The organism is Anabaenopsis sp. NIES-4685 (genome assembly GCF_059725405.1).
In genome coordinates this window covers 3,595,624-3,619,088 of the sequence record NZ_AP043602.1, presented here as the reverse complement: position 1 = coordinate 3,619,088, position 23,465 = coordinate 3,595,624, and the positions used below count along the sequence as shown (strand labels likewise).

Below are 23,465 nucleotides of genomic sequence, written 5' to 3'. Positions count from 1 at the left end.
ACTACAGTTTAACTTTTAGCTGAAGACTGATCTTGTTGTACGGGTGATGTGTCTTCCTTGGGCGCAGCGACCTTGACCATTGAATGGCGCAGCACGCGATCGCCTAAGTAGTATCCACGTACTAACTCTTCTAAAACTGTTCCTTCGGGATGTTCATCCGTTGCTTCCCGCATCACCGCTTCATGGACATTGGGGTCAAACTGTTCCCCTTCTGGACGCATTGGTGATACACCCAGGCGTTTGAGAGATTCTACTAGTTGTTTATAAACCCCTTGATAACTTTTGTGAATTGTCATCTCACCATCAGTTTGTGGCTTGAGGTGCGCTCGCGCCCGCTCAAAATTATCAACTATGGGGAGCAATTCCAAAATAGTATTCCGCTTCACTTGCAAATCCAGCTCTTCTTTTTCTTTGCTGGTACGTTTGCGGTAATTTTCAAAATCTGCGGCAATCCTCATATATTGAGTACCGCGTTCTTCTAGTTGCACTTTGAGGGATTCAATTTGTTGAGTCAATTCCGCTACAGCAGCGGTTTCTAATTCAGTTTTATCAGTGGCGGGAACACCATTTTCTGGTGAAATGGTTGTATCCTCCGATAGGTTATCTGGTGTTGTCACTTGCTCAGGAGACCACCCTGGTCCAGATTCGTTAGAGTTGGTAGGGGCTGGTGAGTCGCTCTTCATTGATACCTCTATTGGTTCACCCAATTGCTGGCTTGTATTGTTTACCTGTTTATTTTCGTCCATGATTGTCTCCTCGTCCCAGATTATTTTTATGGCCTTGTGTCACCACAGCTAACAACTGAGGCTAATTTTTTGCCGATATTTTCCTGGAACTGATGCGACAGTCTTTTTATTGTGACAAATGGTGAACAAGTTAGCGTAGACACCATGAGGGCGGTATACCGAACGACGGCTAGGTTACGAATACCAGAATTTTCAGCAATGAGTCAAATATTTTTGGTTACCCCCTTGCAATTTCTCAAAGCTGGTGCTAATGTTAGTAATTGTGAGACGAATGGGTCGGTGTCCGAGTGGTTAATGGAGACGGACTGTAAATCCGTTGGCTAGCGCCTACGCTGGTTCAAATCCAGCCCGGCCCACCACTTCTCAAGTTGTGAGCTAGTCCTAAGCTGACTATTTTATAGACAAAGCTATACTCATGTTGACAAACATTGACATAAGTAAGTTAAGAAAATCGCCCACTTGATATATAATCCTAGGATATCAAGTATTGAATTAAGACTATTGCCAACGCGAAAACCAAGCAATGATAGCGGTGGTCTTTCTTGTAAATCTTAAGAGAAATATCGCGTCTGGCTAAGGCGTGCAAGTCTACTAAGGGATAACCGCTCCCATGCTCCCGTTGAAGTAGAAAGTAAAGTCTAGCTTTGTCTAGGTTTTATATAGCAGCTATAATTATTCAGTGACTCGTAATTTCACTGTTTTATAGTTCTCAACCCAAAAATAAATTTTTTTTGCCCGTGTGGCTCAGTGGTAGAGCACACCCTTGGTAAGGGTGAGGTCACGAGTTCAATCCTCGTCACGGGCTTTTATCTAAACAAAACAAAAATATTCCTCAGCAAAAGGCGGTATAAAGCCTTTTTCATGCTGAAGTACACACCAATTCCCTATTCCCTATTCCCTGTTCCCTGTTCCCTGTTCCCTCAAACTAAAAAACTTTGTACCTCCATGAATATAGCCTTTTTCATGCTGAAGTACACACCAATTCCCTATTCCCTATTCCCTATTCCCTATTCCCTATTCCCTGTTCCGGTGTTCCCTGTTCCCTGTTCCCTCAAACTAAAAAACTTTGTACCTCCATGAATAAAGTTAGAAAATGTTAGTGTCAAACAATTATTATGCAATTAAAAAAATGTTTTCAATACTACTAAGATTTGAGCGGATTGAATTTTCTAATCTATAGAATCGATAAAGTTTAAATAATATATTTGACAAATACAGCACAGAAAATAATTTGATTAGCTAGAATGCTTGGTACTAGTGAGTTAAGCAATTTTAAATCTTAAATCAGCTTTAAAGTTTCTTAGCTGTAAGTAAAGCTATAGTGTATTTAGCAATGCTGCTGTAAGCGTGGCTGAGATTAAGTTCTCAAGCCATAGTAGTTGCTATGAATTTGTTTTGAAAGACACTCTAACTAGATGACAGGCAAAAACACAAGACATAATGCATTTCTGCGGCTAGTGTCTGGTAATGCAGCAGCTTCAGCAGCAGGATCTCGCTATTCGCTGCTCACCAGTAAAGAGGCGGTAATTGGACGCGACCCAACCTGCCAAGTTGTCTTGGATGCCATGATGTATCGGATGGTATCTCGTCGTCATGCCGTGGTTCGTCCCCTCTCCTCATCCCCAGAACACAAATTTAGCTGGGTAATTTGTGATTTAAATAGTGCTAATGGGACTTTTTTAAATGGCAAACGCCTGTCTGAGTGTCAAGAATTGCACCCTGGCGATCGCATTTCCCTGGGTTCTGATGGTCCGGAATTTATTTTTGAGTATGACTTAATTTCTCAACCTACGGTAATGACCAACGTAGTCAAACCGCTACCCTCGGCTTCAAAAAACCACCCCCATACATATTTAAAACAACCTGATTCAGTTAGCTTTACGCAACTGTTTCCGATTATTTCCACAGGTAAAGATTTAACTCGTAAAGCTTATCTAATACCGGGAATATTGACAGTAATATTTGTGGTGATGATGTTTGCCACTGTCGGTCAGCCCCAGATTAATCAGGTAATAGTCGCCACTTACATAGCATCAGCTGCTTACTATTTTGTTTACCAACTTTGCGGTAAACAGAAGTCTTGGTGGGTGCTAATGGGGACTGCATTAACGACAACCTTGATTTTACTTAGTCCCCTGTTGGATTTATTTATCTTTGTGTTTCGGGTGATTCTACCAGGTAACTTACCTTCTCCTCAAGAGTCTATCACCTTTACAGAATTGCTGATCAGGATGTTCTTCGGTGCGGGGTTGATGGAAGAATTGCTCAAAGCATTACCTTTAATCAGCGCGTATTTTATAGGTCGTAACTTACCCTCACCTTGGCGAGAACGCATTGGTATTTGGGAACCTTTAGATGGCATTCTCCTGGGAACCGCCTCCGCTGTGGGTTTTACCCTACTGGAAACTTTAGGACAATATGTACCAGATATTACCCAAAATGTGGCTCAACAGGTGGGCATAGGGGCGGCTGGGCAATTAGCAGGGTTTCAACTACTAATTCCGCGAATTTTAGGCTCCGTAGCCGGACACATGGCTTATAGTGGCTACTTGGGCTATTTTATTGGGTTGGCTGTTCTCAAGTCCCGGATGAGTTGGCAGATTCTCTCTATTGGTTATCTAAGCGCATCTGCACTTCATGCTTTGTGGAATGCAACAGGATCAATCAATGGTTTATTTTTGGTAGTGGTGGGGGTATTGTCTTATGCGTTCTTGATGGCGGCGATTTTGAAAGCGCGGGTACTATCACCAACGCGATCGCAAAATTTTGCCACCCGCTTTATTGGCGATAAATAACAATATAGCATTTCCCATGCTCGTGAGGTACAATTTTTTTTAGTTGGAGGGAACAGGGAACACCGGAACAGGGAATAGGGAATAGGGAATTGGTGTGTACTTCATGAGCCTGAAAAAGGCTATAAATAATCACCTAAATAATCTTTGGTACTAACCATACCACAGATCCAATTAGGAAGATAATTTTACACTTTGAGGTTACTGGCTTTGAGGAGGTTGAGAATTACTAGGAGTTTGCGGTGTTTCAGGGGTAGGAATATTAGATCGGTATCTCGATTGCATCATCCAATATCCTAGTAAACCAGCTAAAACCAGCAACAAGGACAGCACAAGTAGGTTTAAAGGTAATTTAGCAAGCCCACTGGACTGAATTTTAGATATTACTTGAGTTCTTTGGTTATAGCTACCCTCTAATAGAGTGGGGTGTAACTCCTGAGTTCCAGAACTTGCTGCCGACACAGAGGAAATATCTGGAATAACTGCCTTTAGAGTTAAATCTGGTGTGGCTACGCCAGACAAACTATCAGAACATTGTACTTTATAATGTATTAAAGCCAAAGTAACATTATCATGTCCATTTTTAGTATTAGCAAGTTCCACCAATTTATTCGCTACTGAAATAATATCATCTTCACCAGTCAAAATTGGTAAAATTTCCGTTTGCCAATAGTCTTCTACACGGTCAAAATCACTCAGTCCATCTGAAGTCAGTAAAAAAATCCCCTCTTCATCCAGAATAAACCGCTGGGAAGTAGGATGTAATGAGCTACTACCACTCATCCCCAGAGCTTGTATCAAAGAACCAGCCCCACGGTTCCCTACAGCCTCACGATAAACAGCATACCCCAACCTCACCTCGCGGGAAGCTAGATCATCATCTAAAGTGACTTGATAACAACCCTCTCGCGTCACCCAGTAAGCACGGCTATCCCCCACATGAGTAATATACATTTCATGTCCCACGGGTAAAGCCATGACTAGGGTTGTACCCATACGTTGACGGGTTTGACGATGTTCACTGTCATTGCGATCGCTAATTTTGTCATTAGCCACAGCCACGGCATCATCCAGAATAGCTAAGATTCGGGACGGTTCGAGAGGATCTTCAGTGGTCGGTGAGCGGAGTCGAACCGTTAAATCAGTCACCTCCTGTAACTGTTGAGAGATGCTTTCAATGGCTAAGTTAGAAGCAATATTCCCCCCTTGGTGTCCACCGATGCCGTCACAGACTATGGCTAAAGCAGAGTCCTGTGGGGGGATAGTCACCACCGTACCACTGTTCGGGTAGCAAGCGTCTTCGTTGCGTTCACGTTTAGGACCGGTGTCAGTGAGAGTGGTCACCTGGACGGTGAGGGTTTGTGATGCGCCCAACTGTGTCAGAGCTTGATCTAAAACTGCAATTAAGACATCTGGGGAACTAATCCTCCCCTCAATCAAAAATTTACTAATCTCCCGAATAAATTCAGCCACAGGTGGTAGGGATTGGGGCAGTAGTTGTTGCCAAAATTTGCCTAATTGGCGTAAACTTGGGGATTTGTGAGCATCAAACCGCAACTGCAACAGGCGGACTAAAGGTCCCGCGACTCGGATCGCCTCAGCATCTATTAAACTACTAGCTACCCCCTGACTGTGGAAAGGTTGCCACAGATGGGCTATTTGCCATAACCAGTTAAGTTGACGCATAGAGGAAGCCTGATGCCAGGCTGTGGTTAACTGGGGATATAGCTGCACCTGGAGTGGGGAATCAACCGAGTATAAAGGCGGCTGTTCTAAAAGTAAAATTGGCTTATCTGAAGCGGCTCCATACCCAGGCAGTATGCCATATATCTGTGGTATGTTTAATCTATGGGGAAATAGTCTCAAATAAACTTTTATCTGCTCGAGAGAACTCCCATGGAGCTTCCCTAAGTCAGGCATTTGCGGTAGTATTCCTGGCTTTGTATCTAAAAGGATATTATTTTGAATAACTAAATAGCGATCGCCTAATACATCTCCAGGGCTACCCATATTCAGAACATCCCCCACAGCCCACAGATATCGTTTCGGGAGGGGTGCGGAGCATTGCTGGCAGAACTTGTGATTTAAAGGGTTAGGAGCCAGACAATCTTGATTTGGGCAGTAGAGCGTTACCGCTTCATTTTCCATAGTGTTGGGACTGATCAGCGTGACAGTTGACGGTTGACAGTTGACGGTTGGCTGTATTTTTCAGTTAACAGTGCACTGTCAACAGTGAACGCATTTGACTAATACCTTAGCTCGAAATCAAGTTTACAAACCAAAAAGCCGGGGGTAGCCTCAGCCATAATACAAAGGGAACAGGGAACAGGGAACAGGGAACAGGGAACAGGGAACAGGGAACAGGGAACAGGGAACAGGGAACAGGGAACAGGGAACAGGGAACAGGGAACAGGGAACAGGAAACAGGAAAGTTGGGAATTAAGATTAATGTAGAGACATTCCCGAGAACGTCTCTACTAGTATGCCTGATTACTGCCGGCGACAATTAGAAACTGGTTAACTTAAGGTTAACTTAATGCCTCGGCACCACCGACAACTTCTAAAAGCTCTTGGGTGATGGCGGCTTGTCTGGCTTTGTTGTAGGACAAGGAAAGGGTTTTGATTAACTCCCCGGCGTTGTCACTAGCATTATTCATCGCCGTCATCCGGGCGGCTAACTCACTAGCTGCGGACTCTTGCAGAGCGCGCAATAGCTGATTACTCAGATACAAGGGTAATAAAGAATCCAGAATTTGTACAGGGTCTTGCTCAAAAATCATATCCCGGGGTAAAGGACGAACTTGGCTAGTTACCCTTTGCCGTTCCACCTCAAACTGACCCCCACGGGTAGTGAGGCGAAAAATTTCATCATCTGGCGCTTCCAAACCTTGAGGGTCTAAAGGTAATAAAGTTTGAACCACAGGACGGGAGCTAACCAAAGAGACAAACCTGGTATAGATTAATTCTATCCTGTCAACACTTTCGGAAAGAAATAAAGAAAGCAGTTGGTCACCAATTTCTGTAGCTTCTGCTGCTGTAGGAATTTGTTCCAAGCCCGTGTAAGTCCCATCAATAGGTTGTGAGCGCCGTTGGAAATACTGAATGGCTTTACGTCCTACCAAGACATACTTGTAACTTACACCTGACCCTTGCAGTTCCTTAGCACGGTTTTCTGCCCGACGGATAATATTAGTATTGTAACCGCCACATAAACCGCGATCGCCGGCAATTACTAATAGTCCTACGGTTTTAACTTCCCGTTTTTTGAGTAGGGGTAGGTCTACGTCTTCAAACCGGAGACGGGTTTGCAAACCATACAACACCTGTGCAAGGCGGTCAGCGAAGGGACGGGTGGCGGTGACTTGTTCTTGGGCGCGACGGACTCTAGCAGCTGCTACGAGTCGCATGGCTTCTGTGATTTTTTTAGTGTTTTTGACCGACTGAATGCGATCGCGTATTGCTTTGAGATTGGGCATGTTGGTTGACGGTTGACGGTTGACGGTTGACGGGTAACTATTGACTTTTTACTGTGTAAAAAGGTCAATAGTGAACCCATTACGCTGTTGCTTGGAAGGTCTTCTTATATTCAAGCAGCGCAGCTTTGAGGGCGGTTTCTTCCTCGTCACCTAGTGCCTTTTTGGTGCTGACTGCTTCAGTATACTCAGGTTTACCTGTCTTCAGGTATTCTCTGAGTCCCTTGGTAAAGCTAGTTACTTTCTCTGTGGGGATATCATCTAGATAACCATTAATACCAGCATATAGAATTGCTACCTGCTCGTATACAGACAGAGGAGCATTTTGGGGCTGTTTGAGTAGTTCCCGTAATCTTGCACCCCGTGCTAGTTGGTCTTGGGTGGCTTTGTCTAAGTCAGAAGCAAACTGAGCGAAGGCTTGGAGGTCGTCAAACTGGGCTAATTCCAATTTAACCTTACCGGCAACCTTTTTCATGGCTTTGGTTTGGGCGGCGGAACCAACGCGGGATACAGAGATACCGGGGTTAACTGCGGGACGAATCCCGGCGTTGAATAAATCTGAAGACAAGAATATCTGACCATCTGTAATAGAAATTACATTGGTGGGGATATATGCAGAAACGTCACCAGCTTGAGTTTCAATAATGGGGAGAGCAGTCATACTACCCTTACCTAACTCGTCGCTGAGTTTAGCTGCGCGTTCTAATAGGCGGGAGTGGATGTAGAATACATCACCAGGGTATGCTTCCCGTCCGGGTGGACGACGGAGCAGGAGGGACATTTGGCGATAGGCTTGGGCTTGCTTAGATAGGTCATCATAGACTACTAAGGTGGCTTTACCTTTGTACATGAAGTACTCGGCTATGGTGGCTCCTGTGTAGGGGGCGAGGTATTGCAGGGTAGCGGGGTCGCTGGCGTTGGCGGCGACGACTACGGTGTAGTCCATTGCGCCTTTTTCTTGCAGGGTTTGGACGACGTTAGCTACAGTGGAGGCTTTTTGACCGATGGCTACATAGACACAAATTACATCTTCTGATTTTTGGTTGATGATGGTGTCGATGGCGATCGCCGTTTTACCTGTTTGACGGTCACCAATGATTAATTCCCGTTGACCCCGACCCACAGGAATCATAGAGTCAATAGCGGTGATACCGGTTTGCATGGGTTCATGTACAGACCGACGGGCGATGATACCGGGGGCTGGGGATTCAATTAACCGAGTTTCGGTGGTGTTAATATCTCCCTTCCCGTCGATGGGAAGACCCAAAGCGTTGACTACGCGGCCAATCATGGCTTCACCTACGGGAACCTGAGCAATTCTCCCGGTGGCGGTTACAGAGCTACCCTCTTGGATATTCAGCCCTTGACCCATAAGCACAGCGCCCACGTTGTCTTCTTCTAAGTTTTGGGCGATACCTACGGTACCATCTTCAAATTCCAGGAGTTCCCCAGCCATGGCTTTTTCTAGTCCATAGATGCGGGCGATACCGTCACCTACTTGAAGAACTGTACCAACATTAGCAACCTTAACCTCTTGGTCGTATTGCTCGATTTGCTGCTGAATAATGCTGCTGATTTCGTCCGGTCTAATTGAAATACTCATAAGTCTATATTGTTTTGTTTGGTGGTTGGTTGACGATTGACTGTTGACTGTGTTTTGCGGTTAACGGTGAACTGTCAACGGTGAACGATGCGTGACTAATTACCAGTTAAGCGCAAAGAAAGACGGCGCAACTGACCGCGGAGGCTAGCATCAATTACTTGGGAACCGACTTTAATGATTACACCACCAATTAAGTCGCTATCTATTTTGGTTTGTAGCTCCACTTGGCGGGCGTTGGTGATGGTGAGAACTTTTTCTACTACTGCTTGCTGTTGAGCTTCACTCAGGGGAACTGCTGAGATTACTTCTGCTAGCGCTGTTTGATTTAGTTGTCGCAGTAAAACCAAGTACTGGTTTAATACTGCTTCCAGAAAGGCTATGCGGCGTTTGTCTACTAGTAACAACAGGAAGTTACGTAGGTAGGGGTTACCACTTTCGCCAAGTATTTGTCTAATCAGAACTTTTTTGTTTTCGCCTTTAATAAAGGGGTTAGCAATGAAGTTCTGTAGGTCCTGATTTTCCTGGAATAGGGCTAATAAGCTGCGTGCATCTGCGCCAATCTCTTCTGTGAAGTTTTTTGATTGGGCTAGGGATAGAAGAGCTTGGGAATAAGGGCTGGCTATTTCGTCTGTAGCTATTTTACTGGTCATGCTTCGCCTCCTAGTTGGGCAATGCTGCGGTCAATCAAGATTGTCTGCGTCTCTTGAGCTATACCGCTTTTAAGTTCTGATTCAACTTTTTGCAGTGCTTGAGCAACTACCCGTTGCTGTAACTGGGCGATCGCTTTGTTCAGGTCTGCGTTGAGGTCTGCTGCTCCTGCTGCTTGTAGGCGTTCAATATCTATAGCCGCTTGAAGCTCTATCGCCTCTGCTGCCGCTTGGGCGGTGGCTTGGGCTGCTTGTTTGATTCTTTGGGCTTCTGCTTGGGCTGCTTCTAGGTTCTGCTGTGCTTGTTTGAGTTGCTGCGCTGCTTGAGCGGCGCGTTGCTCGGCGTTTTTAATTGCTGTTTCGATGTTGTCGCGACGAGTTTTTAGGGTTGTACCTAGTACTTTGCGTCCGAAAACTAACAGCACTGTAATAATAATGGCAAGGTTAATTAGGTTTGTGTCAAATATATTAGTATTTAGACTAAAACCACTATGTTCACTTGCCTCTGTTAGGTCAGTTCCGACGGCGATCGCTTCCGCCATCAACGGTAAAAAAGTCCCCATGATTTTTCATCCACAACGGCGCTGCCAAGGTTTAAGATTACTGACATCCTTAATTAGACACCTTCAGCCTTCCGGTTTCTAAGGGCGGGGGTGTCTTTTATGTCAGTTAATGATTCCAAGTTGATTTTTCCTTAGCTGCGACTAACTAGGTCTGCTCCTAGGAGCTTTTCTAGTATTTGGCGGCTGAGGGTGTCTACTTGTTGCTCTAATGAAGCGAAGGCTTCTTGTTTTTGCTGCTCAATTTGACTGGTTGCTTGTTCTTTCTCTACTTGGGCTTGTCGTTGCACTGCCGCTATTTTCTCGGCTGCAATTTTTTGTGCCTCTGTTTGAGCATCCGCAATAATTTTCTGTGCTTCTTTTCTAGCACCCGCTAGAGCTTGTTCATATTGCTCTGCTAGTTTCTCGGTTTTAGATAAGCGTTCCTGTGCTTCTAGTTGATTGTTGCGGATGTAGTCATTCCGGCCATCAATGGCGTTACCCAGGGGCTTGTAGAGTGTTGCGTTTAGGAGTAGGGCTAGAATTAGAAATTGAATTGCCATTAAGGGAAGGGTGGCGTCTAGGTCAAACAGTCCCCCTTCTTTGGCCAGTTCTTCTACTGCTAATAATGAGATCCAGTGTGTCATGGTTGCTATTTTCTCTCTAATATATTAGTCCTGAGTCCTGAGTTGTTCAGCTGTGAGTTAAAGGTGTTTAACTTGGCTTTGACTCAGTACTCAGCACTCAGTACTTAAGATTTAGTACTGATTATGAGAAGGGGTTAGCAAACAATAGTACTAGAGCTACTACTAGTCCGTAGATGGTTAGAGCTTCCATGAATGCCAAGCTGAGTAGTAATGTGCCGCGGATTTTGCCTTCTGCTTCTGGCTGACGGGCTATACCTTCTACCGCTTGTCCAGCAGCGTTACCTTGACCAATACCAGGTCCGATAGCAGCTAAACCAACAGCGAGAGCAGCAGCTAGGACGGAAGCGGCAGCAACTAATGAATCCATGATATTTTTTTCCTTACTTTATGGGTTTGAATGGGTCTAGATGTTGTCGTCTGTTAGTTATTACAAGCAACAAACTGACAGATTGATGTTTGAGGGTTTTTAATGTCCCTCGTGTTCTTCGCCGTGGTGGTCTTCCATAGCTTCGCCGATGTAGGCGGCCGCTAGGGTGGCGAAGATGAGCGCTTGAATAGCGCTAGTGAATAGCCCCAAAGCCATTACTGGTAAGGGTACAAATAGGGGTACTAGTAGTACCAACACACCAACCACCAGTTCATCAGCCAAAATGTTACCGAATAACCGGAAGCTGAGGGACAGGGGTTTGGTGAAATCTTCGATAATTTTGAATGGCAACATGAACGATACTGGTTGTACGTAGTTGCCAAAGTACCCCAAGCCTTTTTTGCTGAATCCTGCATAAAAATATGCTAGGGATGTGAGCAGTGCTAAGGCGACTGTGGTGTTGATGTCGCTGGTGGGTGCTGTTAGTTCACCTTCTGGTAAGTGAATCAATTTGAATGGAACTAAGGCTCCTGACCAATTTGAGACGAAGATGAATAAGAACAAGGTGCCAACAAAGGGTACCCAGGGGCGATATTCTTTTTCACCTATTTGGTTTTTCGCTAGGTCTCGAATAAATTCGAGGGCGTATTCCATGAGGTTTTGGATACCGCTGGGGATTCTTTTGATGTTACTGCTTGCTGCGAGGGAGGCTAGCACCAGGACGCCAATCACAAACCATGAGGTGAGAAAAACCTGACCGTGCAGCTTGAGGTTGCCTATTTGCCAGTATAGATGTTTTCCTACTTCCAGTTCCGCGAGGGGGAAGGTGTAGGGGTTCAGAAAATTGAGCATTTTCTTTGCATATCAATGGGTTCTCCTGTCTTGGTTGGATAGGAGTAGCTTGTTTTTGCGGTGGGGATGTCCCTGACGCGGTTTGGTTTTTTGTGACTCTGGCTAGTCGGAGACAAAAGCCGTTTTGATGACGTAGATGATGAGTGTGGCTTTGTAGGTGAGAAACCCCAAGAAGATGGGGAGTATTTGGAGTTGGTTTAACCGCGATGCTAGCAAGATTAGGATGACTAGTAGTGCTAGCCGGGTTTTACTCAGGGACTGTTTTTCTCGACCTAAACGCTCAACATCTCTGGACAACATTTTCAAGTAAAGCACACCTGCGCACGCCCCTAACAAATAATTCAGGGCAATGTTAAGAGAATAGCCAATCCACACAGAGACAAAAATTATCCCCGTTAAGGCAAGTGTGATGAGCAACAGTTCCTGATAGAGTCGATAAAACTCTGCCATGGAAGAGTTGGCTGGTTCTGTGTCCTCAAAACCAGATTTCCCATCTTGTTGTGTTGTCGCAGTGGGGTCAATTGAATCTTCAGACAAGCTCACGAGACTTGAAACCAGTACAGCTAACTTGTAATGACTGCACATTCAGTCAGCTGAATCATATCACGATCAGGTAACAATACTTTAGAAAAAAACAATTAACTTCTTGTCATGATCAGACTGGGGGTAGAAGTCCCGCTATGTCTTGTTGATGTTTATTGCTTTTTTTTCACATTCATGGTATTATAACTGGACTTAAATTACTAGTTCAATGAAAGTGGTGTTAATATAATTACCTGTTGTTCCAGGAGTGTCCTGATTTGTTTTAAGGTGATTTCCACTGTGGCTAAAATTTCCCCCACGGTTAAGTTACCATCACAGTTTTGCAGAAATTCTAACTCTGGGTCTGACAGGTTGATTACTTGATAGTTGTAATTAAATATACATTTACTTGGGAATCCATCAAGACAAGGGTTAAGTTCGGGAGTGGCTTGTAAGATTGAGTTATCCTCTGACCAGTCGGATTTGACTAGGGGGGGACGACTGAGGAAAAATTCATAATGGGTAACTTCTGGGTCTAGTAATTCTATCAGGCGGTATTTTTGGCGATCGCTCAAACTTTGTACCCGTTGGATAATATCTGGGGCTTTGGCTAGGAGTCTATCTAACTGCCAAAATCCTGGATTAGAAAAACCGGTAAACTCTAAACCCGAAGCATCAATTAATTCAAACAGTGTATCAATATTGTAATCAATCTCCTGGGGATGAAGGTACATATCGGCAAAACATTCATCCTTGTGGTTCTCTAATGACCAGAGTTGTTTTTCGCGCTTGACAATTCGGTTATTTTCTGGTAATGCGGCGAATATTTGTCGCCCCACTTGTACCCCATCACGGTAATCGCCTTTTTTCTCACCTTGAACCAAGGCGATCGCCTTTTGCATGAGTTGAATTTCCCAACGTCCCAACTCTCCATAAACAAAAATGTGCATCAGTCCACCGGGGGCGAGTTTTGTGGGCTAAGCTTGGAGACCGCGAACGGGGTCAGGTAAATGATGCAACACCCCCACACAGTTAATTAAATCAAACTCACCGGGTAACTGTGCCACATCATACAAGCTCAAGTGATGAAACTCCACCCGGTCAGCACCGGAACTTTGACAGCGTTTTTTAGCCACTTCCAAAGTACCAGCACTTAAATCAATACCCACCACCTGAGCTTGGGGGTTGAGGTGTACTAAATATTCTGTCCCCACACCGGAACCACAACCCGCATCTAAAATGCGGATATTTTGCTTTACTGGTTTACGTCCCGTGCAGAAATTGTAAGCAGCTGACCAATTCCAGCGCCAATTATACCCAGGGGGTGGTTCATCTAATATGGGTTCTGGGGGAAAGGGATAAGTATCGTAGAGTTTAGCAACAGCAGTACTAACAGTTTGGGAGACAGTTTGGGAGTCGGACATAATCAGGAAAAACGCAGCATTTTTGAGTTTAGCTGATTGGGAGAATTATTTATCATCAGGTAAACCAATTCCTTGGGTTTGTATCAGTTGGTACAACCTAGCCAGTCGTAACTCAGCGGATTCAGCCCGTTGTTTTTCCTGTTCTACGGGTGTCGGTATCCAATTATTATCCCGGTCATACCAACGTAACCACAATCTGGTTAACCCCTGGTATTCTCCCTCCCACAATCCTAAACCCAGTTCTGGTTCCTCCAACCATAGCCCTCCCCCATTCATAGCTAGAGGTTGATAGCGGTTCATCATTAACCCAAAACATTGCAACTCGTTAGTATAACGGTTGAAGACAAAGTAATAGGGGACTCTCAAAATTTGCTCATACACTGACCATTTATTAGGTGGTTGGTTGACCACTTGTAAACTGCGCCCTAAATCTTCTGCTTCTGTACCTGGTGATATGAGTTCAATTACCACAAAAGGATTAGTTCCCTCCTGCCAAGTCACATAACTTAACCGTAGGTCTGTTTGGTGATGAAACCGCGATACCCCCAAAACAGCAAACCAGTCTGGGCGTTTATACCATTGGCTATGTAGGGGGTGGTAGTATAAGTTTAAATCGCTGGCTGTAAAAATATTATCTTCTGGATAACTAGGGGGGCGAAAGGTGCTGCGCAGTAATTCAGATTGTAAAAGGTGAAACTCGTCTGGCAAACCCGGCTCCTCCTGATTTTCGCTTGGTAAATCATACATAGTTGGTAGTGTTTCTTGCGGAGGTAAGGGCGAGTCTGTTTGATGCATCTTCATTTACTCTCCTGTGCTGCTGACGGAATTACTGAACTTGAATGATCAGGGTTAAATCATGGCTAGGCGATCGCCCTCACCTGGGGAAGTGTAAATAATCTATTGGGAGAATATTTACAGAATGTTTTAAAACTTATCATTATCATGAATAGTGTATCAAATATTGACCCCCCCTAACCCTCTGCTTGTAAGGGGAGGGGATTTGATTTTATTGTTTTGTGTGTGTTCGGTGTGTTCCCTGTTCCCTGTTCCCTGTTCCCTAAGAGGATGTTTGTCAAGTCATGATTAGTGTATCAAATATTGACCCCACCCTCTCCTTACAAGGGTAGGTTTTTAATATGATCTGTGAAGGCAAGACTTGGTGGACAAGGTGGACAAGGTGACAAGGGAGGAAAACAGTAAAAAGTCTGTATTCTTAGTCACAAAAATAGTCCGTCAAAAAACCATTGTCCGTATAAAATCTTCCTTGTCCACTTTCCTTAATATATGCGGAGTTTTGCGGAAGCTTACCAAAATTTTGAATTTGTGCAACAACTTGCTGCACAAATTCCTTGAGGGCATAATATCCGCATTAATCATGACTTATAAAACAACTTCTTACAGAGTTTACACAGTTCAGGTAAAAAAATTTAAGTTAACTACTACACTAAAAGCTAAAATTGTCATACAATCTTAATTAAGTATTAAGTATTGGAAGACACTACACTAGGAGTATCTCAATGGCTTTAGAAATGCCTGAATTTGCTGATAACCCAGAAAATCGCTGCCCTGTGGTACTATTACTTGATGTATCTGGCTCTATGTCAGGCAGACCCATTGAAGAGTTAAATAGAGGTCTTGCTACCTTTCAAGCTGATGTGCTTAAAGATGGACAAGCATCAATGAGTGTAGATGTGGCTATTGTCACCTTTGGACCCGTGCGGCTGACACAGGACTTTGTGAGTATCACCGGTTTTACACCCCCGCAGTTAAGAGCAGAGGGTTTAACCCCCATGGGTGAGGCCATTGAATATGGTTTGGATTTGTTGGAACAACGTAAGCAAGCATATAAAAGCCATGCTATTTCCTACTATCGCCCTTGGGTATTTTTAATTACAGACGGAGCGCCCACAGATGATTGGACTTATGCAGCACACAGGTTAAAGGATGCTGAAGTTAATCGTAAATTATCCTTTTTTGCCGTTGGTGTGGAAGGTGCTGATTTTGAAACCTTGAAACAAATTACCCCAGAGCGTCCCCCGTTGAAATTGAATGGTTTAGATTTTGGTTCCTTATTTATCTGGCTTTCCGCCTCTATGAAACGAATTTCCCAGAGCCAAGTGGGTGAAACTGTGGCATTACCCGCCGCGGGATGGGGTCAAATTCAAAGTTAAATAACAGTTAAATACAGCAGATTTCATCTGAGTAAGGTACAGGCGGACAAGATGCCCACCCCACAATATTTTTACACTTAATATCTGTATTTTATCTAGGTAGAAACTGCTGTAACAGTTGAATGAAAGTTAAATAACAGTTAAATATTTGAGGGTTAATTGTGGGTTGGAAAGCAATTTCTCGGTCTGAGGTGGGAACTAGTCACAGACAAGAAAACATACCTTGTCAAGATTATGGGGATTATCGCCTCTTTGGGGATGTCATTGTAGGTGTGGTAGCTGATGGGGCGGGGAGTGCTAAATATTCTCATGTGGGTTCTAAATTAGCGGTAAATACTGTAATTGATTTGTTTGCCAGAAATTTTCACAAGTCTGAGCAGAAAAAATTATCCCCCCCATCGCCGGAAGAAGAAAGCAAACAAATGTTTACCAAAATTGTGCAGGAAGTAATTGCACAATTAGGGAAAACAGCAAAGCAAAATAATTGTGATATCAAAGATTTAGCTTGTACACTTTTGATTTTTATCGCTACTCCTAAATGGTTGGTGGCTATGCAAATTGGGGATGGGTTAATGGTGGTGCGTCCTCAAAATTCCCCAGATTATCAACTGTTGTTTACCCCCCATAAAGGTGAATTTGTCAATGAAACCACTTTTGTCACCTGTAGTCATGCACTAGAGGAAATGCAAGTCAAGGTAATACCATCCCCAGAGTTTATTGCAGCTGCTACAGATGGGCTGGAAAATGTGGCAATTACCTTGAAAAATTGCCAACCTTTTCCACGTTTTTTTCAACCATTGGAAACATACTTACAAACCACCACCGACCCAAATCAGGAAGCTGAGTATTTAGTTAACTTTCTCCAATCGGAAGCCCTAAATAAACGCACTAGTGATGATAAAACTGTGCTGTTGTCTATTTGGCAATCATCGGAGGTAGTTTGATCAGTTGTTAAAGGTTGTTTGTCAAGTCATGATTAGTGTATTAACTATTGCTTGACCCCACCCTAACCCTCGCCTTGTCAGGGGAGGGAACTGGATTTAATCAATTAAATGGGCTGATAAATGGGGTTAAAGATGTGATGAAAATTATGGCTGAAAAGTGATCAAACAACCTCTAATAGATACTTGTGATTTGATAGTTATAATAGCTTTAACACAACCTAGTACAGAAAAGTATGCCTGAATTAAAAGTTAGCATTAGTGACGCTGCTCACAAGAGTCTCTTGGCACTGGTTGACTCCTCTGGAGAGACGCTTCAAACAGTATTAGACAAAGCCATTGAAAATTATCGCAGATATGTTTTCCTAGTTCAGGCAAATGAAGCCTTCGCCGCCTTGAGGAAAAATGAGGATTTATGGCAAGAGGAAATTTCTGAAAGGCAAACATGGGAACAAACTCTCGCTAATGGAGTAGAAAGGTAGTGGCGGAAATTACCAGAGGAGAAATATGGACAGTGGATCTTAACCCAGTAAGAGGGTCAAACAAAATGCCTACAAGATTAACAGTAAATTACCAGTAAATTATGAGTTTTTATGACCCGCCTAATTTGTGCTAGTACCGGTAAATCAATTAATCTCCTGACTGAACTGGCTAATAGTGGTGAGGCTAAAATTTGGCGGACTGATCACAGTGGTTATTTAGCTAAAATTTATCACCAGTCCACACCGGAACGAATGCAAAAGTTAGCGGTGATGCTCAACTATCCACCCCCTGATCCAAACCGCCACATCAGTCATATTTCTTTCGCTTGGCCTCGGTCAGTCCTCAAAAATGATCAGGGTGATTTGGTGGGCTTTTTAATGGAGGAAATTCAAGGGGGAAAAGAAATTTATGATGTTTATCACCCTCTACGTCGCAACAAAATATGTAAACTACCGGCTGACTGGCGGTTTCTCCATTATACAGCCCGGAATATTGCCTCAATTATCAAGGTGTTACACCATAAAGGGTATGTGTTAGGTGATATTAAACCGCAAAATATTTTAGTCAATGATCGGGCTCTACCTTCAATTATTGATACAGATTCTTTTCAGGTGCGTCATCCTCAAACTGGTAAAGTTTACCATTGTTTGGTGGGAACCCCTGAATACACACCACCGGAGTTAATTGGTCAGGACTTTGCAACCATTGAGCAAACGGAAATCCATGACCGATTTCGCTTAGGGATGATTATATATCAATTATTATTCAGTGGTCAAAGTCTGTATGCGGGGAGGTGGAAAGGTGCTGGGGAACCGCCAGAACCTGGTGATTATATCCGTCAGGGTATATGGCTATATTCTCACCATCAGTTACTGGAACCCGTAGATAGAACCATACCCCTAGAAATTCTCCATCCACAGGTAAAAAGTTGTTTTCTCAGATGCTTTAATGATGGGTATAAAAATCCTGATTTACGCCCCAGTGCAGAGGAATGGTTCCAGGCGTTAAAAGTTGCTAGTGAAAGTTTAATACCCTGTAACCAGATTGACAGTCACTACTATAGCCAAAGTTATGGTAGCTGCTATTGGTGCGATCGCGTTAGTAAAATTGGCGTTGAGATTTTTCCAGGGGGTGTGAGAGTCCAGCCCCCTCCTCCCGTTCCCCGTACTAATGTTGATCAATTAGAATTAGGCTACACCCTCACCGGTCATTCTAGCTGGGTTATGTCTGTAGGATTCGCCCCCGATAGTCAAACCCTAGCTAGTGGGAGTTGGGATAAGACTATTAAACTGTGGGATGTGCAGACAGGTAAGCTTCGCCACACCCTCACCGGACATTCTGGCACGGTTATGTCTGTAGCATTCAGCCCGGATGGTCAAACCCTGGCTAGTGGGAGTGATGACAAGACTATCAAACTGTGGGATGTAAATACAGGTAAGCTTCGCCACACCCTCACCGGTCATCCTGGCCCGGTTATGTCTGTAGGATTCAGCCCAGATGGTCAAACCCTGGCTAGTGGGAGTGGGGACAAGACTATCAAACTGTGGGATGTGCAGACAGGTAAGGTTCGCCACACCCTCACCGGTCATTCTGAATCGGTTATGTCTGTAGGATTCAGCCCGGATGGTCAAACCCTGGCTAGTGGGAGTAATGACAAGACTATCAAACTGTGGGATGTGCAGACAGGTAAGGTTCGCCACACCCTAACCGGACATTCTGACTGGGTTTGGTCTGTAGGATTCAGCCCGGATGGTCAAACCCTGGCTAGTACTGGGAGTCGGGACGCGACTATCAAACTGTGGGATGTGAACACAGGTAACCTCTGTCACACCCTCACCGGACATTCTGAGTGGGTTAGGTCTGTAGCATTTAGCCCGGATGGTCAAACCCTGGCTAGTGGGGGGGACACGACTATCAAACTGTGGGATGTGAATACAGGTAAACTTCGCCGTACTCTCACCGGACATTCTAACTTGGTTTTGTCTGTAGCCCTCAGCCCGGATGGTCAAACCCTGGCTAGTGGGAGTTATGACAACACTATCAAGGTGTGGCAAGTTCGGGCATCTTCTACTACTTCAGTCAAGGCAACCCAAGCACCAGCATATGCACCCCAGCGCCAACCTGTAACCAGTGCAAAGACTCAAACATCCTCATCAGCAAAAGTTACAACATCACCCAGTGGTACCTTTTCACCCAGAACCCTCACCGGTCATTCTGGCTGGGTTTATTCTGTAGCATTCAGACCGGATAGCTTGCGTGGCGCAGCCATAGGTCAAACCCTGGCTAGTGGGAGTGTGGACGGGACTATCAAGCTGTGGGATGTGAGGACAGGTAACCTCTGCCACACCCTCACTGGGCATTCTGCCTCGGTTTGTTCTGTAGCATTCAGCCCGGATGGGCAAACCCTGGCTAGTGGGAGTGTGGACAAGACTATCAAACTGTGGGATGTGAGGACAGGTAAGCTCAGTCACACCCTGACTGGACATTCTGACTCGGTTTGGTCTTTAGCATTCCGCCCGGATGGTCAAACCCTAGCTAGTGGGAGTCGGGATAACACTATCAAACTGTGGGATGTGAAGACAAGTAACCTCTGCTACACCCTCACTGGACATTCTGCCTCGGTTAGGTCTGTAGCATTCAGCCCGGATGGTCAAACCCTGGCTAGTGGGAGTTGGGACAAGACTATCAAACTGTGGGATGTGAAGACAGGTAACCTCCGCCACACTTTCACTGGGCATTTTAGCTTGGTTTATTCCGTAGCATTTAGCCGGGATGGTCAAACCCTGGCTAGTGGGAGTGGGGACAAGACTATCAAACTGTGGGATGTGAGGACAGGTAAGGTTCGCCACACCCTGACTGGACATTCTGACTCGGTTTTGTCTGTAGCATTCAGCCCCGATGGGCAAACCCTGGCTAGTACTGGGAGTTATGACAAGACTATCAAACTGTGGGATGTGAGGACAGGTAAGGTTCGCCACACCCTAACTGGACATTCTAACTGCGTTTATTCTGTAGGATTCAGCCCGGATGGTCAAACCCTGGCTAGTGGCAGTCAGGACAACACTATCAAATTGTGGCAAGTTGCTGCATCTTATACTACTTCTGTCAAGGCAACCCAAGCACCAGCATATGCACCCCAACGCCAATCTGTAACCAGTGCAAAGACTCAAACATCCTCATCAGCAAAAGTTACAACATCACCCAGTTGTACCTTTTCACCTATAACCCTCACAAGTCATTCTAACTGGGTTTTGTCCGTAGCATTCAGTCCTGATGGTCAAAGCCTGGTCAGTGGGAGTTGGAAGACTATCAAACTGTGGGATGTAAATACAGGTAAGGTTCGCCATACCCTCACAGGTCATTCTAACTGGGTTTTGTCCGTAGGATTCAGCCCGGATGGTCAAACCCTGGCTAGTGGGAGTGGGGACAACACTATCAAACTGTGGGATGTAAATACAGGTAAGGTTCGCCATACCCTCACAGGACATTCTAGCTCGGTGAATTCTGTAGCATTCAGCCCGGATGGTCAAACCCTAGCTAGTGGGAGTGGGGACAACACTATCAAACTGTGGGATGTAAATACAGGTAAGGTTCGCCATACCCTCACAGGACATTCTAGCTCGGTGAATTCTGTAGCATTCAGCCCGAATGGTCAAACCCTAGCTAGTGGGAGTGGGGACAACACTATCAAACTGTGGGATGTAAATACAGGTAAGGTTCGCCATACCCTCACAGGACATTCTAGCTCGGTGAATTCTGTAGCATTCAGCCCGAATGGTCAAACCCTAGCTAGTGGTAAAAAACTGTGGGATGTAAATACAGGTAAGGTTCGCCATACCCTTACAGGGCATTTTAGCTCGGTGAATTCTGTAGCATTCAGCCCGGATGGTCGAACCCTAGGTACTGGGAGTAATGACAAGACCATCAAACTGTGGGATGTAAGGACAGGTAAGCTCCGCCGTACCCTCACCGGTCATTCTAACTGGGTTAAGTCTGTAGGATTCAGCCCGGATGGTCAAACCCTGGCTAGTGGGAGTGATGACAACACTATCAAACTGTGGCGGTTAAGGTAGCAGTGAATAAAAGTTTACCCACGACTTCACATCCCCGACTTCTATGATACTCTGTGACCACCTGAGAATATTTGGGACAGAAGTTGGGGATGTATAACCTCAACCTGCACATAATCCGGCGATCGCTATTGTGGAGATGATGGAGGGCGATCGCTTTTGTGGCGATGATGGGGGCGATCGCTATTGTGGAGATGATAGAGGGCGATCGCTTGTGGAGTGTAGGGATTATGGGGGGCGATCGCTATTGTGGAGATGATAGAGGGCGATCGCTATTGTGGAGAGTATGGGGGGCGATCGCTATTGTGGAGAGTATGGGGGGCGATCGCTTTTGTGGAGAGTATGGGGGGCGATCGCTTTTGTGGAGAGTATGGGGGGCGATCGCTTTTGTGGAGAGTATGGGGGGCGATCGCTTTTGTGGAGAGTATGGGGGGCGATCGCTTTTGTGGAGAGTATGGGGGGCGATCGCTTTTGTGGAGAGTATGGGGGGCGATCGCTTTTGTGGAGATGATAGAGGGCGATCGCTATTGTGGAGATGATAGAGGGCGATCGCTATTGTGGGGATGATAGAGGGCGATCGCTTGATTTTGACTGAGTATTTTAACTGGGTTAATTCTGTAGGATTCAGCCCGGATGCTCAAACCCTCCCTAGTGGGAGTGATGACAAGGGTATCAAACTGTGGCGATTATGGTACTAGTGAATCAAATTTCATCTACAATCGGGGTCATTTTGAGCCAAAAAAAATGGGCTTTAGCTGTGGCTGATTACATCCAAACTATTGCCATTAATCCTAATTATTTTTTATCTTACAGCGATCGCAGTCTTTTTGACAATTACTTAACAAATCTTAGCAAACCCAGGGATAACCTGTAACCAGCAGCGCAATTATTTCTCGATCCGGGTGACAATGGTAGGTATCAAAGTTGCACGGGGAGCAGTTAGTGAACTTCTACGACAGCCTGTCTATTGACAAGCAACGGGAATTGTAATTATTCTCGTTTTAATCAATAATTAAGTACTCATCATCATTACAATGTCACTACCTCAAATAAACAACTTGTTGTCGTAAATTTATCACCAACAATCAAAATTCATCCATGAAAGTCAAACAGCGATGGCTAAAAATATTCAAGAGTGTCAACCTTGCTTTTACAGATGAAGCACGGATATTGTTAGGGACTGGGTTTTTAGTTGTCCTGCTGGTTTTGTCGATCGCTGCTTCCTTGTCTTTTGGTGCTGTCCCCATGACTCCCGAACAATTGTGGTGGGGTATTTGGCGACAGGGAGACCAACTGTATCAAACTATTCTTTGGGATTTGCGCTTACCGAGAACTTTAGCTGCGATTTTGGTGGGTGCTGCTTTGGGAATGGCAGGTTCTTTACTTCAAGGAATGTTACGCAACGGACTAGCTGACCCATTTTTACTCGGTATTTCTGCTGGTGCAGGGTTAGTGGTGATCGCCATGTTTAGTTTAGGCGTGTTCTTGGCTTGGGTTCCCATAGCAGCTTGGGTTGGGGGAGTATTCACAACAGGAATTGTATATTTTTTATCCAGAAGTGGGGATGGAGTTTCTGTTGAACGGTTGATTTTGGGTGGAGTGGCTATCAGTTCAATGTTTGGCGCAATCCAGTCTGTATTACTCCTGTTAACAGAAGATGGACAGATACAAGCTGCTTTAAATTGGTTAATTGGGAGTTTGAATGGTCGGGGATGGTCAGAAGTGACCACAGCAGGACCTTATATTAGTGTGGCATTGGTTGTGGGATGTTTATTAGCGCGATCGCTGAACTTATTAAGTCTGGGGGATGAGTTAGCGCTGAGTTTGGGAGTTTCACTGACGCGATCGCGTGTTTTCATCGGAGGAGTTGCGACCCTATTAGCCGCAGGTGCAGTAAGTATTGGCGGTTTGATTGGTTTTGTGGGTTTAATTGTACCCCATGGCATCCGGTTACTGGTAGGTACAGATTATCGCGCCGTCTTACCACTTAGCGCATTGGGGGGCGCATTAGTTATGACCATTGCAGATTTACTATCCCGCTTGGGTGCTGTAGAACTTCCTGTGGGTTCAGTCACGGCTTTATTAGGTTCACCGTTATTTATTTGGTTACTATATCGTCGTCAAAGTGGGATTTAAGTTTCTGTCCTTGCATATTTTGGGAATGATTTATACATATTTTATATAGAAT

Annotated in this window: 20 protein-coding genes, 2 tRNA genes and 1 pseudogene; 11 read left to right on the top strand and 12 right to left on the bottom strand. The window is 44.8% G+C overall.

From position 1 onward, the window contains the following. Positions 1-8: 8 nt before the first annotated feature. Positions 9-749, bottom strand: coding sequence for a nucleotide exchange factor GrpE (grpE, locus tag AC6IZ0_RS15430; RefSeq protein ID WP_497726075.1), 741 nt, complete (start codon positions 747-749; stop codon positions 9-11). A 270-nt stretch (positions 750-1,019) separates the two neighbouring features. On the opposite strand from grpE, the gene AC6IZ0_RS15425 reads away from it, so the two are divergent. The 3 genes from AC6IZ0_RS15425 to AC6IZ0_RS15415 all read left to right on the top strand — a co-directional run bounded on the left by AC6IZ0_RS15425 (position 1,020) and on the right by AC6IZ0_RS15415 (position 3,541). Continuing rightward, positions 1,020-1,105, top strand: a tRNA-Tyr gene (locus AC6IZ0_RS15425). A gap of 374 nt (positions 1,106-1,479) precedes the next feature. Beyond that, positions 1,480-1,551, top strand: a tRNA-Thr gene (locus AC6IZ0_RS15420). Positions 1,552-2,161: 610 nt separating this feature from the next. Continuing rightward, complete coding sequence (locus tag AC6IZ0_RS15415; RefSeq protein WP_497723734.1) at positions 2,162-3,541, top strand: PrsW family glutamic-type intramembrane protease; 1,380 nt, start codon at positions 2,162-2,164, stop codon at positions 3,539-3,541. A gap of 198 nt (positions 3,542-3,739) precedes the next feature. On the opposite strand, the gene AC6IZ0_RS15410 is transcribed toward AC6IZ0_RS15415, so the two are convergent. From AC6IZ0_RS15410 to AC6IZ0_RS15360, 11 genes and pseudogenes are all read right to left on the bottom strand, one after another. Then, positions 3,740-5,686 (bottom strand): protein phosphatase 2C domain-containing protein, encoded by a 1,947-nt coding sequence (locus tag AC6IZ0_RS15410; protein WP_497723733.1) that lies wholly within the window; start codon positions 5,684-5,686, stop codon positions 3,740-3,742. Positions 5,687-6,066: 380 nt separating this feature from the next. Then, a complete protein-coding gene (locus tag AC6IZ0_RS15405) occupies positions 6,067-7,014 on the bottom strand; it encodes a F0F1 ATP synthase subunit gamma (protein ID WP_271732574.1) in 948 nt (315 codons plus the stop codon). Positions 7,015-7,093: 79 nt separating this feature from the next. After that, complete coding sequence (atpA, locus tag AC6IZ0_RS15400; protein WP_271732573.1) at positions 7,094-8,614, bottom strand: F0F1 ATP synthase subunit alpha; 1,521 nt, start codon at positions 8,612-8,614, stop codon at positions 7,094-7,096. Between the two features lie 95 nt (positions 8,615-8,709). Continuing rightward, complete coding sequence (gene atpH, locus AC6IZ0_RS15395) at positions 8,710-9,264, bottom strand: ATP synthase F1 subunit delta (protein WP_497723731.1); 555 nt, start codon at positions 9,262-9,264, stop codon at positions 8,710-8,712. Then, positions 9,261-9,824 carry a F0F1 ATP synthase subunit B gene (locus AC6IZ0_RS15390; protein ID WP_271732569.1) on the bottom strand — a complete coding sequence of 188 codons (564 nt, stop codon included), beginning with the start codon at positions 9,822-9,824 and terminating at the stop codon, positions 9,261-9,263. Before AC6IZ0_RS15390 ends, atpH begins: the two co-directional genes overlap by 4 nt. A gap of 131 nt (positions 9,825-9,955) precedes the next feature. Continuing rightward, positions 9,956-10,447, bottom strand: a complete 492-nt coding sequence (locus AC6IZ0_RS15385; protein ID WP_497723729.1) for a F0F1 ATP synthase subunit B' — start codon at positions 10,445-10,447, stop codon at positions 9,956-9,958. Between the two features lie 121 nt (positions 10,448-10,568). Next, complete coding sequence (atpE, locus tag AC6IZ0_RS15380) at positions 10,569-10,814, bottom strand: ATP synthase F0 subunit C (RefSeq protein WP_271732565.1); 246 nt, start codon at positions 10,812-10,814, stop codon at positions 10,569-10,571. A 99-nt stretch (positions 10,815-10,913) separates the two neighbouring features. Further along, positions 10,914-11,666, bottom strand: coding sequence for a F0F1 ATP synthase subunit A (atpB, locus tag AC6IZ0_RS15375; RefSeq protein WP_271732563.1), 753 nt, complete (start codon positions 11,664-11,666; stop codon positions 10,914-10,916). Positions 11,667-11,768: 102 nt separating this feature from the next. After that, complete coding sequence (locus AC6IZ0_RS15370; RefSeq protein ID WP_271732561.1) at positions 11,769-12,209, bottom strand: ATP synthase subunit I; 441 nt, start codon at positions 12,207-12,209, stop codon at positions 11,769-11,771. A gap of 200 nt (positions 12,210-12,409) precedes the next feature. Next, positions 12,410-13,612 (bottom strand): annotated as a pseudogene (locus tag AC6IZ0_RS15365) (class I SAM-dependent methyltransferase). 45 nt (positions 13,613-13,657) lie between these two features. Then, positions 13,658-14,407 carry a Uma2 family endonuclease gene (locus tag AC6IZ0_RS15360; RefSeq protein WP_497723727.1) on the bottom strand — a complete coding sequence of 250 codons (750 nt, stop codon included), beginning with the start codon at positions 14,405-14,407 and terminating at the stop codon, positions 13,658-13,660. A gap of 722 nt (positions 14,408-15,129) precedes the next feature. Between AC6IZ0_RS15360 and AC6IZ0_RS15355 the strand changes: the two genes are divergently transcribed. The 8 genes from AC6IZ0_RS15355 to AC6IZ0_RS15320 all read left to right on the top strand — a co-directional run bounded on the left by AC6IZ0_RS15355 (position 15,130) and on the right by AC6IZ0_RS15320 (position 23,413). Further along, positions 15,130-15,783, top strand: coding sequence for a vWA domain-containing protein (locus tag AC6IZ0_RS15355; protein WP_497723726.1), 654 nt, complete (start codon positions 15,130-15,132; stop codon positions 15,781-15,783). 161 nt (positions 15,784-15,944) lie between these two features. Continuing rightward, a complete protein-coding gene (locus tag AC6IZ0_RS15350; RefSeq protein ID WP_497723724.1) occupies positions 15,945-16,727 on the top strand; it encodes a PP2C family serine/threonine-protein phosphatase in 783 nt (260 codons plus the stop codon). 233 nt (positions 16,728-16,960) lie between these two features. After that, positions 16,961-17,206 carry a hypothetical protein gene (locus tag AC6IZ0_RS15345; protein WP_497723722.1) on the top strand — a complete coding sequence of 82 codons (246 nt, stop codon included), beginning with the start codon at positions 16,961-16,963 and terminating at the stop codon, positions 17,204-17,206. 111 nt (positions 17,207-17,317) lie between these two features. Continuing rightward, on the top strand, positions 17,318-21,280 hold the full coding sequence (locus tag AC6IZ0_RS15340) for a WD40 domain-containing protein (protein ID WP_497723721.1): 3,963 nt from the start codon (positions 17,318-17,320) through the stop codon (positions 21,278-21,280). A 158-nt stretch (positions 21,281-21,438) separates the two neighbouring features. Next, positions 21,439-21,816 (top strand): hypothetical protein, encoded by a 378-nt coding sequence (locus AC6IZ0_RS15335; RefSeq protein ID WP_497723720.1) that lies wholly within the window; start codon positions 21,439-21,441, stop codon positions 21,814-21,816. A gap of 18 nt (positions 21,817-21,834) precedes the next feature. Beyond that, positions 21,835-21,975: a hypothetical protein gene (locus AC6IZ0_RS15330; RefSeq protein WP_497723719.1), complete on the top strand. Its 141-nt coding sequence runs from the start codon at positions 21,835-21,837 to the stop codon at positions 21,973-21,975. Positions 21,976-22,007: 32 nt separating this feature from the next. Then, positions 22,008-22,151 carry a hypothetical protein gene (locus AC6IZ0_RS15325; RefSeq protein ID WP_497723717.1) on the top strand — a complete coding sequence of 48 codons (144 nt, stop codon included), beginning with the start codon at positions 22,008-22,010 and terminating at the stop codon, positions 22,149-22,151. A 224-nt stretch (positions 22,152-22,375) separates the two neighbouring features. After that, complete coding sequence (locus AC6IZ0_RS15320) at positions 22,376-23,413, top strand: FecCD family ABC transporter permease (protein WP_497723715.1); 1,038 nt, start codon at positions 22,376-22,378, stop codon at positions 23,411-23,413. Positions 23,414-23,465 lie beyond the last annotated feature (52 nt).